We start from the raw sequence: 15,505 nt of genomic DNA on the forward strand, positions 1-15,505 counted from the left end.
AGTCTGGGAGACCATGACACACGTGACCACCGGGGGCCCTGTCGGCCGGCAAGCGCCGACCGACCGTGGCTGGGCCCCCGCCGATACAGGGCGCCCCGCGCCGTTCGGCACGGTCGTCACGGCGATGGTGACCCCGTTCGGGTCCGACGGTTACGTCGATCTGAAGGCCGTCGCACGTGTCGCGCGGCATCTCGTGGACTCGGGGTGCGACGGTCTCGTCGTCTCCGGCACCACGGGGGAATCGCCCACCACCACCGACGCGGAGAAGATCGCGGTCCTCGAGACCGTCCTCGCCGAGGTGGGGGACCGGGCGACGATCGTCGCGGGTGTCGGTACGTACGACACCGCGCACTCGGTGCACGCGGCCAAGCAGGCCGCTGCCTCCGGGGCGCACGGACTGCTCGTGGTGACGCCGTACTACTCGAAGCCCACCCAGGCAGGACTGGACGTCCACTTCCGGACGATCGCCGACGCGACCGACCGGCCCGTGATGCTCTACGACATCCCGCCGAGATCGGTGGTCCCCATCCAGGCGGACACCCTGATCGGTCTGTCCGACCACCCGAACATCGTGGCGGTCAAGGACGCGAAGGGCGACTTCCACGACGCCGTCACCGTCATGTCCCACTGCGACCTCGTCTACTACTCGGGGGACGACCAACTCAACCTCCCGTGGCTGGCCGTCGGAGCGACCGGGTTCGTCAGTGTGATCGGCCATGTAGCCGCATCACGGCTGGTCGACCTGCGCCGTGCGTACCTGAGTGGCGACATCGAGACGGCACGACGTATCAACCTCGGACTCCTCCCTCTCTTCGACGCCCAGCGGGCGCTCGGAGGTGTGTCGATGTCCAAAGCAGCACTAGAACTTCTCGGGGTCCCGGCCGGTGTGCCGCGACTCCCGCAGTTACCACCAACCGACGAGCAGCGAGACGCCCTCGCGGCGCTGCTGCACAGAGCAGGAGTCACCAGATGACGGAAAGTACCTCCACCGGCCGCGGACGCGGCCGCACCCGACGTGCCGCAGGACGGCCCTCGGGAGAGCCGGCGGCCACGGCCGCCGTGCAGTTCACCGAGCCCACCCCGGTAGCCGACGCCCCCGCCGCAGACGCGGGGCAGGGACGCTCCGATCGGGCCAAGGGTAGGCAGGACCAGCCCCAGCAGGGTAGGAACCAGCAGGGCGACGGCCCGAAGGACGGCGGCCAGAAAGACAGCGGCCAGAAAGACAGCGGCCAGAAAGACAGCGGCCAGAAAGACAGCGGCCAGAAGGACTCGCCTAAGGGCGGATCGCGTGGCCGGGGCAGGGGTTCGTCCTCGGGAGCCAAGGGCGGATCCTCGAGCGGCGACCAGAACGGCGGCCAGAACTCAGGCGGCCAGGGCTCGGGGGGTCAGAAGGGCGGCCGTGGTCGCAGCGGACGCGGCCGCGGTCGCGGCGACACCTCCACCGCCGAGTTCGGTGGCGTGAAGACCATGCAGGGCGGCGACATGACCGTCCGCCTACCCAGCCCGCCCAAGCCCCGCAAGGGTGCGCTGCGCTTGGTGGCGCTCGGCGGCGTCACGGAGATCGGCCGCAACATGATGACCTTCGAGTACGACTCGAAGCTGCTCATCGTCGACTGCGGCGTCCTCTTCCCGAGCTCGACCGAGCCCGGCGTCGACCTCATCCTCCCGGACTTCGGCCACATCGAGGATCGTCTGGACCAGGTCGAGGCGCTCGTGCTGACCCACGCCCACGAGGACCACATCGGGGCGATCCCGTTCCTGCTCAAGCTGCGCCCGGACATCCCGGTCATCGGATCGCGGTTCACGCTCGCACTGGTCGCCGCGAAGTGCCGCGAGCATCGCATCAAGCCGGTCTTCCGCGAGGTCGACGAGTCCAGCGTGAGCACCCTGGGCAAGTTCGAGGTGCGCTACTTCGACGTCAACCACTCGATCCCCGAGTGCCTCGGCCTGGTCATCCGCGCCGGTGGCCAGTCGGTGATGATGACGGGTGACATCAAGCTCGACCAGCTGCCCACGGACAAGCGCCCCACCGACCTGCCCAAGATGGGGCGATTCGGCGACGAGGGCGTCGACCTGCTGCTGATGGATTCGACCAACGCCACCACCCCGGGGGTCAGTCGCTCGGAGTCGGAGATCGGTCCCGCGCTCCAGCGGCTCATCTCCGACGCGCGTCAGCTCGTCGTGGTGGCCTGCTTCGCCTCCAACGTCTACCGCGTCCAGTCCGTCATCGCGGCCGCCGCCGCGAGCGGTCGCAAGGTCGCGCTCACCGGTCGGTCGATGATCCGGAACATGGAGATCGCCCTCGAGATGGGCCTGCTCACCGATCCGAACAAGGTGATCGTGGACATGGACACGGCCGCCAAGCTCCCGTCGGAGAAGGTCGTCGTCATGACGACCGGGACCCAGGGCGAGTCCATGGCGGGGCTCTCCCGGATGGCCCGCCGCGAGCACCGGCAGATCAACCTCTCCGAGGGCGACACCGTGCTGTTCTCCTCGTCGATCGTCCCGGGCAACGAGGAGCCCGTCTTCAGCGTGCAGAACAGTCTGTCCCAGATGGGTGTGAACGTGGTGACCAGCCGCGAGGCCAACATCCACGTCTCCGGCCACGGGGACGCGGGCGAGCTGCTCTTCGTCTACAACGCCGTACGACCGAAGAACGCCATGCCGGTCCACGGTGAGTGGCGGCACCTGCGCGCCAACAAGGCCCTGGCGATCGCCACCGGGGTACCGGAGGAGAACGTCGTCCTCGCGCAGAACGGCGTCGTGGTCGACCTCGTGGACGGCAAGGCGTCCGTGGTCGGTCAGATCCCCGTCGGCAACCTGTACGTCGACGGCCTGTCCACCGGCGACGTCGGCGACACGGTCCTCGCGGACCGCACCGCGCTCGGCGAGGACGGCTTCATCGTCGCGACCGTCGTGGTGGACCCGCGTACCGGCCGGCCGGTGAGCAAGCCCCAGATCATCGGTAAGGGCTTCACCGACGAGCCGGGTGCACTCGACCCGGTCGTGGAGCTCGTGGAGAACGCCCTGTGGGACCTGGCCGGCGAGGGCGAGACCGATCCGTACCGTCTCGCCCAGGCCGTGCGGCGCGTGGTCGGCCGGTGGGTGTCGGACAAGTGGCGCCGCAAGCCCATGATCGTGCCCACCGTCATCACCTCCGCCGTCGCGCAGGTCTGAGTCCGGTGAGTCCCAGCCGTCCGACCCTCGCGCAGCGGGAGCGCAGCGCTCTCGTGGAGAGCATGCGTGCCATCGGGCCCGACGCCCCGACGCTGTGCGAGGGCTGGACGACCAGGGACCTGGCCGCACACCTCGTCGTGCGGGAGTACCGACCCGACGCGGCGGCGGGGATAGTCGTCCCCGCCCTCGCGGACCGGATGGAGCACCTGCGCCTGCGGGAGGCCGAGCGCCCGTGGGAAGACCTGCTCGACACGATCGCCGGGGGAGCTCCCTGGTACTCACCGCTGCGCTACGCGGACCGGGTCGCGAACCTGGCCGAGTACCTCGTCCACCACGAGGACGTGCGCAGGGGGCGCCCCGGGTGGGCACCCCGCGAGTTCGAGGTGGACGACCTCGAACGGGTCTGGTCCCTCGCCACGACCGTGGCGAAGACCTTCCTGCGCAAGGTCGCGGCCCGCGTCGACCTGCGCACCCCGGCCCACGTTGGATCGGCCACGATCGCGTCGGTCTCGACGGGCGCGGCGCTCGCCCCGCTGGTGAGCATCACGGCGGATCCCGTCGAGTTCCTCCTGTGGACGTTCGGTCGCGACGAGGTCGAGATCGACATCTCCGGTGCCCAGCGGGGGATCGACGCGCTCGAAGCCGTCCCACGCGGCATCTGAACCACCCCACCCCCGTGTGGCTGCTGTTACCAGTGGTGCTCCAGACGATAGAGTGACGGCCATGGCATCCAGCTCGAGCACGCGCTCCACCCGTGCCCCCGGCGGCCGACGTCCGGCTTCGACCTCGGGAGCACAGCGATCGACCAAGTCCACCCCGTCGTCGTCGCGGGGAGGCGGTTCCCGTCGCGGTGCGGTCGTCTCGACCCCCAAGAAGGGGACCCGCAGCGGTCCTCGGACCGCCGCCCCGGCGCCGGAACGCACCTCGGGTGCGTTCGGTGCCGTGGGGCGTGGGCTGCGCGGAGGGTGGTCCGCGATGGCGAAGGGTGTCGGCCACGGGGTCCGTGGCCTCGGGGGTGGAGACGACGACAAGGTGGTCCCGCCGCACCGCCGTGACGGTCTCGGTCTGATCCTCATCGGCGTGGCGATCGTGTTCGTCGGCGCCGTGTGGTTCGGCGCGGCCGGTCCGATCGGCCACTGGATCGACACCGGGATCCGGACGGTGGTCGGTACCCCCGGTGCCCTCCTGCCGCTCCTGCTGGGCGGATGGGGCGTGCTCGTCATGGCCCGCGAACCCCGTCCCGACGTGCACTCGCGCTGGCTGGTCGGGACGACCGTCGCCGCTCTCGGTGTGCTCGGACTGTGGCACCTGGGGTCCGGCTCGCCGACGGATCCGGACGGGGTGCGGTCCGGCGCCGGGGTGCTCGGCCGGATCGTCGGTGGAACGCTCGAGGCCGGCCTGTCCGTCTTCGTCGCGGTACCGCTCCTCGTCCTGCTCGTCGCGTTCGGGATCCTGGTGATGGTGGGGCGGCCCGCGCGCGAGATCCCCGGCATCGTCCGCGGGTTCTTCGGCTGGGACGGCAGCGGCGACATCGTCGACCACGACTACGTCGATTCCGACGAGGACTGGGACGACGAGATGACCACGGCGTACCCGATCGCGGAGACGACGCGGACGTCCGAGACCGAGCGCTCGGCGACGCGGCGCAGCTCCCGCCGCCGGATCGCCGCGTGGTCCGATACCCCCACGGCGGGCGAGACGGTCGAGATGCCCCGCGCCGCGCGGCCATCCGCCGAGCCCGAGGCGGCCCCGGAGGTCGCCGACCTCCCCCCGGAGGAACCGGCCCGGGCCCCGGCACGTCGGAAGCCCGCCCCCCGCAGGACCGAGGTCCTGCCTGCGGGCGCCGACGCCGACGAGGCCCCGGCCCGCCCGCCGGCCTCGGCCACTCCGTCCTCGCCGGCCACCGCGCCCCGACGTCCCGTCTCGACACCGTCGGTGGACACCTCCGCGGTCCCGCAGACCAACGTCCCGTCCACCCACACCGCCTCCGAGAGCGACGCGGAGCGGCTCGACTCCCAGACCCAGCTGCTGAACGGCGTGGACTACGCACTGCCGCCCGTCAGCCTGCTCACGGCCGGCGACCCGCCCAAGGCGCGCAGCGAGTCCAACGACCAGATGATCGAGGCCATCCAGGGCGTCCTGGAGCAGTTCAAGATCGACGCGGCCGTCACCGGATTCACCCGCGGCCCGACGGTCACGCGCTACGAGGTCGAACTGGGCCCCGGCGTGAAGGTCGAGAAGATCACCGCCCTGCACCGCAACATCGCCTACGCGGTCGCCACGGACAACGTGCGGCTGCTGGCACCGATCCCCGGCAAGTCCGCGGTCGGCATCGAGGTGCCCAACCTCGACCGCGAACTGGTGCGGCTGGCGGACGTGCTGACCGACCCCAAGACCGCCAGCAAGCACAATCCGATGCTCATCGGACTGGGCAAGGACATCGAGGGCGACTTCGTCACCGCAGACCTGGCCAAGATGCCGCACCTCCTGGTGGCCGGCTCCACCGGTTCGGGTAAGTCGAGCTTCGTCAACTCGATGCTCGTGTCCCTGCTCACGCGGGCCACCCCGGACGAGGTCCGCCTCATCCTCGTCGACCCCAAGATGGTGGAGCTCACGCCGTACGAGGGCATCCCGCACCTCATCACGCCGATCATCACCCAGCCCAAGAAGGCGGCCGCGGCGCTCGCGTGGCTCGTCGAGGAGATGGAGCAGCGCTACCAGGACATGAAGTCCACCCGCGTTCGCCACATCACCGACTTCAACGAGCGCGTGAAGTCGGGAGCCATCACGACGCCGCCCGGCAGCGAGCGCGTCTACCGCCCCTACCCGTACATCGTGGCGGTGGTCGACGAGCTGGCCGACCTCATGATGACCGCGCCCCGCGACATCGAGGACGCGATCGTCCGCATCACCCAGAAGGCCCGTGCGGCCGGCATCCACCTCGTCCTGGCCACGCAGCGGCCGTCCGTCGACGTGGTCACCGGCCTCATCAAGACCAACGTGCCGTCCCGCCTGGCGTTCGCCACGTCCTCGCTCACCGACTCCCGGGTCATCCTCGACCAGGCCGGGGCGGAGAAGCTCATCGGTATGGGCGACGGGCTCTTCATCCCGATGGGTGCCTCGCGCCCCATCCGTATGCAGGGTGCGTTCATCACCGACGAGGAGATCCACGAGGTCGTCGACTACGCCAAGAACCAGGCCGAGCCCGAGTACGACGAGTCCATCACCGCCGCCAAGGAGGACGGCAAGAAGGACATCGACGCCGACATCGGCGACGACCTCGACGACCTGCTCGCCGCCGTGGAGCTCGTGGTGTCCAGCCAGTTCGGCTCCACCTCGATGCTGCAGCGCAAGCTCCGGGTCGGCTTCGCCAAGGCCGGCCGCCTCATGGACCTGATGGAGTCGCGCGACATCGTCGGACCCTCCGAGGGGTCCAAGGCACGCGACGTGCTGGTCAAGCCCGAGGAACTCGCCTCGGTGCTCTGGATGATCAAGGGCGGGGCCCCGCCGGAGGAGGATCCGGACGACGAGCCGGCCGACCTCCGCGACCCGGCCGAGACCCCGGTGGGGTAGCGGCCGGGCGGGGTATGCGTCAGGCGAGGGCGCCGAAGACCGGCTTCCACTCCCGGACCGTGATCTCCGAGACCATTCCGCGCAGGCAGTGGGGGTCGTCGCCCACGAGCGATCGTGCGGCCTCGTCGTCGTCGGCCTCCACCACCAGCAACGCCCCGGATCCGTCGACGAACGGTCCCACGGACCGGACGGACCCGTCGTCGACGCGGGCGGACAGCCACTCGCGGTGGGCGGGCTTGTTGGCCTCCCGCTCCTCGGTCTGGGCGTCGGAGTAGCGGTAGGTGACGGCGAAGAGCGGCATCGTGGATCTCCTGGGATCGGGGTCGGGGGTGCGTCGCGACCAAGGGTATTCCCGCCGTCCTCGCTAAGGTGAGGGGGTGACTGCTTCCACGCGCGAGAACAGGCGCCGAACCGACGAGGTGCCCGTCCTCAACATCGCGAACGTCCTCACGGTGGTGAGGATCCTCCTGGTCCCCGTCTTCGTGGTCCTGTTCTTCGTCGCCGACGCCCAGGATCCCTGGTGGCGGGTGGGGGCGTTCGTCGTCTTCGCCGTGGCGATGTTCACCGACTACGTCGACGGTCACCTGGCCCGCAAGCTCGGGTTGGTCACCGACTTTGGCAAGATCGCCGACCCGATCGCCGACAAGGCGCTCATCGCCGCCGCGCTCATCTCGCTCTCACTGGTGGGCGAGCTGTTCTGGTGGGTGACCGTGGTGATCCTGGTCCGCGAGGTCGGCATCACGCTGTGGCGCCTGTTCGGGGTGGACTACGTCGTGGCCGCGAGCAGGGGAGGCAAGCTCAAGACCGTCACACAGACGGTCGGCATGGGGATGCTCATCCTGCCGCTGCCGCACTGGGTGTGGCCGGTGGAATGGATCGTGGTCGGTGCGGCCGTGGTGCTCACCGTCTTCACCGGCATCGATTACCTGGTCAAGGCCCGCCGGGCCGCACGCACCGCGGACTGACCCCCGTGGATCCCTCCGCCGCCGTGTCCCCGCCGGCGGCCGCCGCCGTCTCCGCACTGCGGGACCGCGGATGGACCCTGGCGACGGCCGAGTCCCTCACGGCCGGGCTGCTCGCGGCCACCGTCGCCGAGGTGCCGGGGGCCAGCATGGTGCTCCGCGGCGGGTTGATCGTCTACGCGACGGAGCTGAAGCACGACCTCGCCGGGGTGCCGACCGAGGTCCTGGAGCGGCACGGGGCCGTGTCCGCGGAGACCGCCCGCGCACTCGCGCGCGGGGCTGCGCGGCGCTGTGGTGCCGATGTCGGCGTGGGCCTGACGGGGGTGGCGGGGCCCGAGCCCCAGGAGGGCAGGCCGGTGGGGACCGTCCACGTCGGCCTGACGGTTCCCGGGAGGGAGCCCTGGTCCGTGACGCTGGCGTTGAGCGGCGACCGGAGCCGTATCCGTACGGCGGCGTGCACGGCGGCGTTGGAGCTGGTCATCGCGGCGGCGACGGGGGAGGGGACCGGTGACGACGACGACGGGAACGAATCCGGGATGTGATGCGTTGTACCCCGTGATGCCGAACATCCAGATGACCACCCTGCCCAGACCGGACCAGCCCGGCGGTGCCCCTCTGCTACGCGAGACGCTCGGGACGGTCCTGCGCGGCCTGCGCGGGGAATCCGGTCGGACCCTGCGGGACGTGGCCGACGCCGCCCGTGTGAGCCCCGGGTACCTCTCGGAGATCGAGCGCGGCCGCAAGGAGGCCTCCAGCGAACTGCTGGCCTCCATCTCCGGGGCGCTCGACGTCTCCCTGGGCGAGATCCTCATCCGCGCCGCCCTCGAGGTCTCCCCTCCGGGCACGTTCACCGAGCCGGTGCTCGCGGCCTGACCGCGCGCCCGTCACGCCCGGTGGTCGCAACCGTGCGTTGTTCGGTACCGTTGAACAGACCCGTCGTCCGAATCGGCAGAAGGACACTACGCAGCGATGGCCAATCCGTTTACCAAGGCATGGCGCTACCTCATGGCGTTGTTCGATTCGAAGATCGACGAGAAGGCCGACCCCAAGGTCCAGATCCAGCAGGCGATCGCTGACGCGCAGCGTCAGCACCAGCAGCTCTCGCAGCAGGCTGCGGCGGTCATCGGCAACCAGCGCCAGCTGGAGATGAAGCTCAACCGGCAGCTCGCGGAGATCGAGAAGCTCCAGGGCTCCACCCGGCAGGCATTGCAGATGTCGGAGCAGGCGCGCCAGAAGGGTGACGCGGCCAAGGCCACCGAATACGAGAACGCCGCGGAGGCGTTCGCGGCCCAACTGGTCACGGCCGAGCAGAGTGTGGAGGACCTCAAGGGCCTGCACGACCAGTCGCTCCAGGCCGCCGCCCAGGCCAAGAAGGCCGTCGAGCAGAACGCGATGGTCCTCCAGCAGCGCGTGGCCGAGCGCACCAAGCTGCTCAGTCAGCTGGAGCAGGCCAAGATGCAGGAGCAGGTCAGCGCCTCCCTGCAGTCGATGTCGGAGCTGTCCTCGGGCGGCAACACCCCGAACCTCGACCAGGTCCGCGACAAGATCGAGCGACGCTACGCCAACGCCCTGGGCTCGGCGGAACTCGCACAGAACTCGGTGCAGGGTCGCATGCTCGAGGTCGAGCAGGCCTCGACCCAGATGGCCGGCCACAGCCGCCTCGAGCAGATCCGCGCGTCGATGGCGGAGGGCGGCCAACTCGGGTCCGGTACCGGTGCCACCGGCCAGCTCGGCCAGGGCCAGTCCGAGCCGGCCGCGCCGCCGCAGCAGCAGCAGGCGCAGACCGAACAGCAGTGATCTCGCGGCAACGGGCCGTCGGCGACCACGCCGGCGGCCCGTCGTCGTCCGTAGGGGAGGGCGAGACGTGACCCTGACCGAGTTCCGCGCACGCACCGTGGAGGCCTTCGGTGAACTCCGCGCCGACAGTCTGACCAGATCGCACCATCTGGCGGAGTGTGGCGGGAGGACCGCCCTCGAGGCGATCGACGCCGGCCTCCCCGTCAAGCGAGTGTGGTTGGCGTTGTGCGCCGAGTTCGAGGTACCCGAACAGCTGCACTAGCGCTCCGTCCGCGGCGTGTCGGTCGACCTCGAACACCCGTTCGCCTACACTGGGTGTCACGTGATGACGGTTCGCCCCGTCCACAGGGCGCCCTTCCTCCACAGGAAAGCGGTCGCCGGGTTCGCGCGAGACGTTCGTGTCGTACCCGGCCCGTAACGTCCGCAACTGAATCACCACCCAGACCGATCGGCCGGACGCCGGGGGTCGCGCAGGAACGGAGAGCACCATGGCACCCAAGACCACCGCGAAGTCGGGGACCAAGACGGGCGTGGCCCAGAATCGCGAACAGGCGCTGGAACTGGCCCTCGCGCAGATCGACAAGGCCTACGGCAAGGGCTCGGTCATGCGGTTGGGTGACGACAACCGGCCGCCGGTCCAGGTCATCCCGACCGGGGCGCTGTCCCTCGACGTGGCACTGGGCGTGGGCGGCTTCCCCCGGGGACGCGTCGTGGAGATCTACGGGCCGGAGTCCTCGGGTAAGACCACGGTCGCGTTGCACGCCGTGGCCAACGCGCAGGCGGCTGGCGGGATCGCGGCGTTCATCGACGCGGAGCACGCCCTGGATCCGGAGTACGCCCGCAAGCTCGGCGTGGACACGGACAACCTCATCGTCTCCCAGCCGGACACGGGTGAGCAGGCCCTCGAGATCGCGGACATGCTGGTCCGCTCCGGGTCGATCGACATCCTGGTGATCGACTCCGTGGCGGCGCTCGTCCCCCGTGCCGAGATCGAGGGGGAGATGGGCGACAGCCACGTCGGCCTGCAGGCGCGACTCATGAGCCAGGCCCTGCGGAAGATGACGGGCGCGCTGCACAACACCGGCACCACCGCGATCTTCATCAACCAGCTGCGCGAGAAGATCGGCGTCATGTTCGGCTCGCCCGAGACCACCACCGGTGGTAAGGCGCTGAAGTTCTACGCGTCGGTGCGGTTGGACGTGCGCCGTATCGAGACGCTCAAGGACGGTGCCGACGCGGTCGGTAACCGCACCAAGTGCAAGGTCGTCAAGAACAAGGTCGCGCCGCCGTTCAAGATCGCGGAGTTCGACATCCTCTACGGCGAGGGGATCAGCCGCGAGGGCTCGCTCATCGACATGGGCGTGGACAACGGCTTCATCAAGAAGTCGGGGTCCTGGTTCACCTACGGACCGGACCAGTTGGGCCAGGGCAAGGAGAACGCCCGTCGGTACCTCAAGGAGAACCCGTCGGTGCGGGACGAGATTGAGCGCAAGATCCTGGACAAGCTCAATATCGGCGCGGGGGCGGAGATCGCCGAGATCGAGGCGGAGTCCGACGAGGACGCGCCGATCGACGTGGTGCCCGTCGAGTTCTGATGTCGGGCAGGGACACCCGCGGGCCCCGCGGCGCCGGGGCGCCCGGGGCGGAGGAACTCCGTACGGCGATCGCCGCGGTGGAGGCCAGGCCCTCCGGGTCCTCGGACCTTCCGCCCCTGGCCCCCGAAGCACACGAGGCCGCGAACGCCGCGCTCCGACTACTGCGCTACCGGCCGCGCAGTGAGCACGAGTTGCGCGAGCGGCTGCTCGACAAGGAGTACGCCGCGGAGGCTGTCGACGAGGCGCTCGGCAGGGTCAGGGCGTGGGGACTGGTCGACGATGCCGACTTCGCCGAGGAGTGGGTACGTGGCCGTAGGAGACGCCGTGGCCGTTCGCGCGGCGCCCTAGAGCGCGAGCTGCGGGACAAGGGCGTGGCGGAGGCGCACATCGCCCGGGCTGTCGGCGAGATCGACGAGTCGGATGACCGTCGGCAGGCCGCCGAACTGGTACGCGGTCGGCTGGATCGCCGGCCGCGCGCCGCACTGTCCGGGCCGGACGTGCAGGGCGAGCGGCGCAGGCTCATCGCCTTCCTGGCCCGGCGGGGTTATCCGACGGGGTTGGCGGTGAAAGTCGTGGACGCCGAATTGGCGGCCCACGCATCGCCCTGAGTACCCTGGCCTGCGTGGATACTCTCGTGACCGACCTGCAGGCGGCGGCGCAGGAAGCGCATGCCGAGGGCGACGCCCGCCGGACCTACCAGGTTCGCACCTTCGGATGTCAGATGAACGTCCATGACTCCGAGCGTCTCGCCGGGGTCCTCGACGCCGCGGGGTACGTGCCCTTCGAGGGCGACGCCGACCCGGCCGGAGGTCACCTTCCCGATCTGGTCGTGTTCAACACCTGCGCGGTCCGGGAGAACGCCGACAACCGGCTCTACGGCACCCTCGGTCACCTGCGGCCGTGGAAGGACGCGAACCCCCGCCTGCAGATCGCCGTCGGGGGGTGCCTCGCGCAGAAGGACAAGGACGTCGTCGTCTCCCGCGCACCGTGGGTCGACGTCGTGTTCGGCACCCACAACCTCGGACACCTGCCGACGCTCCTCGACCGCTCCCGCCACAACGAGCGGGCCGAGGTGGAGATCGCCGACTCCCTGCAGCATTTCCCGTCGACCCTGCCGGCCACCCGCGAATCCTCATACGCCGGGTGGGTCTCGGTGTCCGTGGGATGCAACAACACCTGCACGTTCTGCATCGTTCCGTCCCTGCGCGGCAAAGAGGTCGATCGTCGGCCCGGCGAGGTCCTGGCCGAGGTGCAGGCGCTCGCCGACGAGGGCGTCCTCGAGGTCACGCTGCTCGGCCAGAACGTCAACGCCTACGGGCGGTCCTTCCACGACCCCGACGAGCCCTCCGACAAGGGAGCCTTCGCCTCACTGCTGCGGGCGGCCGGCCGGGTCGAGGGGATCGAACGGATCCGCTTCACCTCGCCGCACCCGGCGGAGTTCACCGACGACGTGATCGAGGCCATGGCCTCCACACCGACCGTCTGCCCCCAACTGCACATGCCGCTGCAGTCCGGGTCCGACCGCGTCCTGCGCGCCATGCGACGCTCCTACCGGTCCGAGCGCTTCCTCGGGATCATCGAGCGCGTCCGCGCGGCCATGCCGCACGCGGCCATCACCACCGACATCATCGTCGGGTTCCCCGGGGAGACCGAGGAGGACTTCCAGGCAACCCTCGACGTGGTCGAGAAGGCCCGGTTCTCCAGCGCGTTCACCTTCCAGTACTCGCCCCGCCCGGGGACCCCCGCGGCCACCATGGAGGACCAGATCCCCAAGGCCGTGGTCCAGGAACGCTACGAGCGGCTGATCGAGCTCCAGGAGCGCATCACCCTCGAGGAGAACCAGAAGCAGGTCGGGCGGGTCGTCGAACTCCTCGTGACCGCCGACGAGGGCCGCAAGGACGCGGCCACCGCACGGATGACGGGCCGGGCCCGCGACGGTCGGCTCGTGCACTTCGCACCCATCGGCGACCACGCCGATCGGGTGCGTCCGGGTGACGTGGTGACCACCCGCGTCACCGCAGCGGCCCCTCACCACCTGCTCGCCGATGACGGGGTGCTCAGCCACCGGGCCACCCGGGCCGGGGATCGTCACGCGGCGGGCCACAAGCCCGAGACCCCGCCCATCGGGGTCGGGCTCGGACTTCCCACGCTCCGGCGCGACACCGTCAGCGCCCCAGTCACCACCGAGAAGGGATGCCCCACGTGAGCACCGACGACCGTCCCGATCCGATCGCGGGGATCATGGAAGTCACCCGGAACGCGGAATCGGAGATGCGAGACCGTGACCGCGTCCTCGGGCGCACCCTCGTGATCGGGCGGGCCTACCTGGCGTCCGCCGTCCTCATCGTCCTGTTGGCCGTCGCCCTGGCCCTGCCGCACAGCGAGGGGGTGCGGGGACTCGACGTCCTGTTCTTCACCGACGTGGCGCGTGAGCAGTACACGACCCTGCCGTCCCATCTGTTCGTGCTCCTGTACTCCGTGGGCACCATCGCGTTCGGGGCAGCGATGATCATGACCCAGAAGTGGTGGGCCGCCGGGATCGCCTGGAGTGCGACGTGCGTGTCCGCCGTCTACGGCGTGTTGGCGATCTGGCTCCGCCAGTCCGGTCGCGGGCCCAACCCTGATGTGCAGGACTTCGGCGGGCCCGGCATTGGCCTCTACCTCAGTGAGATCATCGTGTTCGCGCTGGTCATCACGCTGGCGAGCGTGCTGTGGGCGCGGACCCCGGAGCAGATCACCCTCGAGGAGAACGCCCGTCACGGAGACGGGCGCTGAACCGACCTCCCGGACGACGCACGGTGGGATGACCGGCGCGAGAAGAGCCCGGCCCCGTCGTGACGGGCCGGGCTCTTCTCGTCTGCGAGTTCTCGTCGCCCGTCGGCGGGTGGCCGCCGGTGGGGCGCGTCAGCGGGTGTCGACAGCCTTCTCGGCTGCCTCCGCCCACTCCTTCCACTGCGCGGCCTGGGCCCGGGCGCTCTCGGCGTCCTTGTTCTTGCCCGCAGCGTCCGCCTTCGCGGCCTGCTCCTCGAAGTCGTGGACCCGGTCCCAGAACTGGCCGGCGCGGGCCTTGGCCTCCGGGTCGGTTCGACGCCATTCCGTGTCCGCCGCGTCGGCGACACGCTTCTCCAGGGCCCGGATACGCCCCTCCAACTGACCCATCCGCTCGCGCGGGACCTTGCCGATCTCCTCCCACCGCGACTGCAGCTGCCGGAGAGTGGACCGGGCGGCGCCCAGGTCGGCCGCAGGATCGATCCGGCCCTCGTACTCGGCGAGCAGGGCCTCCTTGGCTTGGGCGTTGGTCTCGAACTCGGCGTCCCGTTCCGCAGCGGCGGCGTGGCGGGCGTCGAAGAACGTGTCTTGGGCCGCCTTGAACCGCTTCCACAGGGCCTCATCGGCATCCCGCGGGGCCCGGCCGGCGGCCTTCCACTCGTCCATGAGACGACGGAACGCCGTGGCCGTGTCGTTCCAGTCGGTGGATCCGGACAGGGCCTCCGCCCGCTCCACCAGGTCCTCCTTGACCTTCTTGACCGAGGCGCGGTTGCGGTCCAGTTCGGCGAAGTGCGAGCCCCGGCGACGGTTGAACGCCTCCCGGGCCTTGGAGAACCTCTTCCACAGGGCGTCGTCCGTCTTGCGGTCGATACCCCGGATCGTCTTCCATTCCTCGAGGATCTCTCGCAGACGGTCCCCGGCGGACTTCCACTGCGTCGATGACGCCCCGATCTCCTCGGCCTCGTCCGCCAACGCCTCCTTCCGCGCGATCGCGGCCGCCCGCTGCTCGTCCTTGCGCTGCTTCGACACGGCCTCGACCTCGCCGGAACGCTCGATCACCGCAGCCACACGCGCGGTGAGAGAATCCAGATCGCCCACGGCGGCGGCGGTGGGGATCTGTTCGGCCAGGGTCTCCGCCGAGGCGCGGGTCTTCCTGGCGTCCTGCGGATGGGACTCGAGACGGGTCTCGAGCAGGGCGACCTCGGCGGCGAGGTCATCGAAGCGCAGACCGAAGTGCGCGAGGCCCTCCTCGGGAGCGCCGGCCTGCCACGACCCGACCTGACGCTCACCGTCGGAGGTCCGGACGAACACCGCGCCCGACTCGTCGACGCGACCCCACTGCGAGGGGTCCGAGGCGCGCGTGACCCCCGGGGTACCCGCGGGGGTCGGCCGCGGTGCCACCTTGCGTGCCAACGCGGCGGGGGATGGCGCACCCGGCCTCGGACCGGGGGTCGGGGTCGCTCCGCCCGAACTCGATCCGCCCGAACTCGATCCGCCCGGACTCGATCCGCCCTGGGCGGTGGGTGACTGCTCGGTCATGTCGTCCTCGTTTCCTTCTGCCGCGTGTCACGGCACCGTCACCGGGATCGCACCGGTCATCGCCTCGCCGCCCCGTATCGAGGAGACGGCATC

At 70.3% G+C, this 15,505-nt stretch carries 15 protein-coding genes; 13 read left to right on the top strand and 2 right to left on the bottom strand.

Annotation, left to right across the window (positions count from 1 at the left end):
* Positions 1 to 13 precede the first annotated feature (13 nt).
* From dapA to AC3DEV_RS05825, 4 genes are all read left to right on the top strand, one after another.
* Entirely contained in the window at positions 14 to 973 is a 960-nt protein-coding gene (dapA, locus tag AC3DEV_RS05810) for a 4-hydroxy-tetrahydrodipicolinate synthase (protein WP_472981359.1), read from the top strand.
* Positions 970 to 3,177 (top strand): ribonuclease J, encoded by a 2,208-nt coding sequence (locus tag AC3DEV_RS05815; protein ID WP_488371543.1) that lies wholly within the window; start codon positions 970 to 972, stop codon positions 3,175 to 3,177. The genes dapA and AC3DEV_RS05815 overlap by 4 nt, the downstream gene beginning before the upstream one ends.
* A 5-nt stretch (positions 3,178 to 3,182) precedes the next feature.
* Positions 3,183 to 3,839 carry a TIGR03085 family metal-binding protein gene (locus AC3DEV_RS05820; protein WP_488371545.1) on the top strand — a complete coding sequence of 219 codons (657 nt, stop codon included), beginning with the start codon at positions 3,183 to 3,185 and terminating at the stop codon, positions 3,837 to 3,839.
* Between the two features lie 61 nt (positions 3,840 to 3,900).
* Entirely contained in the window at positions 3,901 to 6,750 is a 2,850-nt protein-coding gene (locus tag AC3DEV_RS05825; RefSeq protein WP_488371546.1) for a DNA translocase FtsK, read from the top strand.
* A gap of 19 nt (positions 6,751 to 6,769) precedes the next feature.
* Here the strand turns inward: AC3DEV_RS05825 and AC3DEV_RS05830 are convergent, their stop codons facing one another.
* A complete protein-coding gene (locus tag AC3DEV_RS05830; protein ID WP_269501358.1) occupies positions 6,770 to 7,051 on the bottom strand; it encodes a YciI family protein in 282 nt (93 codons plus the stop codon).
* Between the two features lie 76 nt (positions 7,052 to 7,127).
* Here AC3DEV_RS05830 and pgsA point away from each other — a divergent pair, with 76 nt between their 5' ends.
* From pgsA to AC3DEV_RS05875, 9 genes are all read left to right on the top strand, one after another.
* Positions 7,128 to 7,715 (top strand): CDP-diacylglycerol--glycerol-3-phosphate 3-phosphatidyltransferase, encoded by a 588-nt coding sequence (pgsA, locus tag AC3DEV_RS05835; protein WP_488371547.1) that lies wholly within the window; start codon positions 7,128 to 7,130, stop codon positions 7,713 to 7,715.
* A 5-nt stretch (positions 7,716 to 7,720) separates the two neighbouring features.
* Positions 7,721 to 8,254 (top strand): nicotinamide-nucleotide amidohydrolase family protein, encoded by a 534-nt coding sequence (locus AC3DEV_RS05840; RefSeq protein ID WP_463059901.1) that lies wholly within the window; start codon positions 7,721 to 7,723, stop codon positions 8,252 to 8,254.
* Positions 8,255 to 8,270: 16 nt separating this feature from the next.
* Positions 8,271 to 8,585, top strand: coding sequence for a helix-turn-helix domain-containing protein (locus AC3DEV_RS05845; protein ID WP_067717740.1), 315 nt, complete (start codon positions 8,271 to 8,273; stop codon positions 8,583 to 8,585).
* Positions 8,586 to 8,681: 96 nt separating this feature from the next.
* Complete coding sequence (gene pspA, locus AC3DEV_RS05850) at positions 8,682 to 9,509, top strand: phage shock protein PspA (RefSeq protein ID WP_067717744.1); 828 nt, start codon at positions 8,682 to 8,684, stop codon at positions 9,507 to 9,509.
* 67 nt (positions 9,510 to 9,576) lie between these two features.
* Positions 9,577 to 9,771: a DUF3046 domain-containing protein gene (locus AC3DEV_RS05855; RefSeq protein ID WP_067717747.1), complete on the top strand. Its 195-nt coding sequence runs from the start codon at positions 9,577 to 9,579 to the stop codon at positions 9,769 to 9,771.
* Positions 9,772 to 9,997: 226 nt separating this feature from the next.
* Entirely contained in the window at positions 9,998 to 11,104 is a 1,107-nt protein-coding gene (gene recA / locus AC3DEV_RS05860; protein WP_067717750.1) for a recombinase RecA, read from the top strand.
* On the top strand, positions 11,104 to 11,712 hold the full coding sequence (locus tag AC3DEV_RS05865) for a regulatory protein RecX (RefSeq protein WP_067717753.1): 609 nt from the start codon (positions 11,104 to 11,106) through the stop codon (positions 11,710 to 11,712). The genes recA and AC3DEV_RS05865 overlap by 1 nt, the downstream gene beginning before the upstream one ends.
* A gap of 26 nt (positions 11,713 to 11,738) precedes the next feature.
* Entirely contained in the window at positions 11,739 to 13,310 is a 1,572-nt protein-coding gene (gene miaB, locus AC3DEV_RS05870) for a tRNA (N6-isopentenyl adenosine(37)-C2)-methylthiotransferase MiaB (RefSeq protein WP_488371692.1), read from the top strand.
* Positions 13,298 to 13,879 (top strand): Rv2732c family membrane protein, encoded by a 582-nt coding sequence (locus tag AC3DEV_RS05875; protein WP_120283427.1) that lies wholly within the window; start codon positions 13,298 to 13,300, stop codon positions 13,877 to 13,879. The genes miaB and AC3DEV_RS05875 overlap by 13 nt, the downstream gene beginning before the upstream one ends.
* A gap of 129 nt (positions 13,880 to 14,008) precedes the next feature.
* Here the strand turns inward: AC3DEV_RS05875 and AC3DEV_RS05880 are convergent, their stop codons facing one another.
* Positions 14,009 to 15,412 carry a DUF349 domain-containing protein gene (locus AC3DEV_RS05880; protein ID WP_488371548.1) on the bottom strand — a complete coding sequence of 468 codons (1,404 nt, stop codon included), beginning with the start codon at positions 15,410 to 15,412 and terminating at the stop codon, positions 14,009 to 14,011.
* Between the last annotated feature and the right edge of the window lie 93 nt (positions 15,413 to 15,505).

The sequence above is a fragment of the Dietzia sp. IBK-p2-15D genome, assembly GCF_057773105.1.

Bases quoted from the DNA above. Each gene is read 5' to 3' on its own strand.
- dapA (WP_472981359.1), top strand. From the start codon at position 14: ATGACACACGTGACCACCGGGGGCCCTGTCGGCCGGCAAGCGCCGACC.
- AC3DEV_RS05815 (WP_488371543.1), top strand. From the start codon at position 970: ATGACGGAAAGTACCTCCACCGGCCGCGGACGCGGCCGCACCCGACGT.
- AC3DEV_RS05825 (WP_488371546.1), top strand. From the start codon at position 3,901: ATGGCATCCAGCTCGAGCACGCGCTCCACCCGTGCCCCCGGCGGCCGA.
- AC3DEV_RS05830 (WP_269501358.1), bottom strand. From the start codon at position 7,051: ATGCCGCTCTTCGCCGTCACCTACCGCTACTCCGACGCCCAGACCGAG.
- AC3DEV_RS05845 (WP_067717740.1), top strand. From the start codon at position 8,271: ATGCCGAACATCCAGATGACCACCCTGCCCAGACCGGACCAGCCCGGC.
- pspA (WP_067717744.1), top strand. From the start codon at position 8,682: ATGGCCAATCCGTTTACCAAGGCATGGCGCTACCTCATGGCGTTGTTC.
- recA (WP_067717750.1), top strand. From the start codon at position 9,998: ATGGCACCCAAGACCACCGCGAAGTCGGGGACCAAGACGGGCGTGGCC.
- AC3DEV_RS05865 (WP_067717753.1), top strand. From the start codon at position 11,104: ATGTCGGGCAGGGACACCCGCGGGCCCCGCGGCGCCGGGGCGCCCGGG.
- AC3DEV_RS05875 (WP_120283427.1), top strand. From the start codon at position 13,298: ATGCCCCACGTGAGCACCGACGACCGTCCCGATCCGATCGCGGGGATC.
- AC3DEV_RS05880 (WP_488371548.1), bottom strand. From the start codon at position 15,412: ATGACCGAGCAGTCACCCACCGCCCAGGGCGGATCGAGTCCGGGCGGA.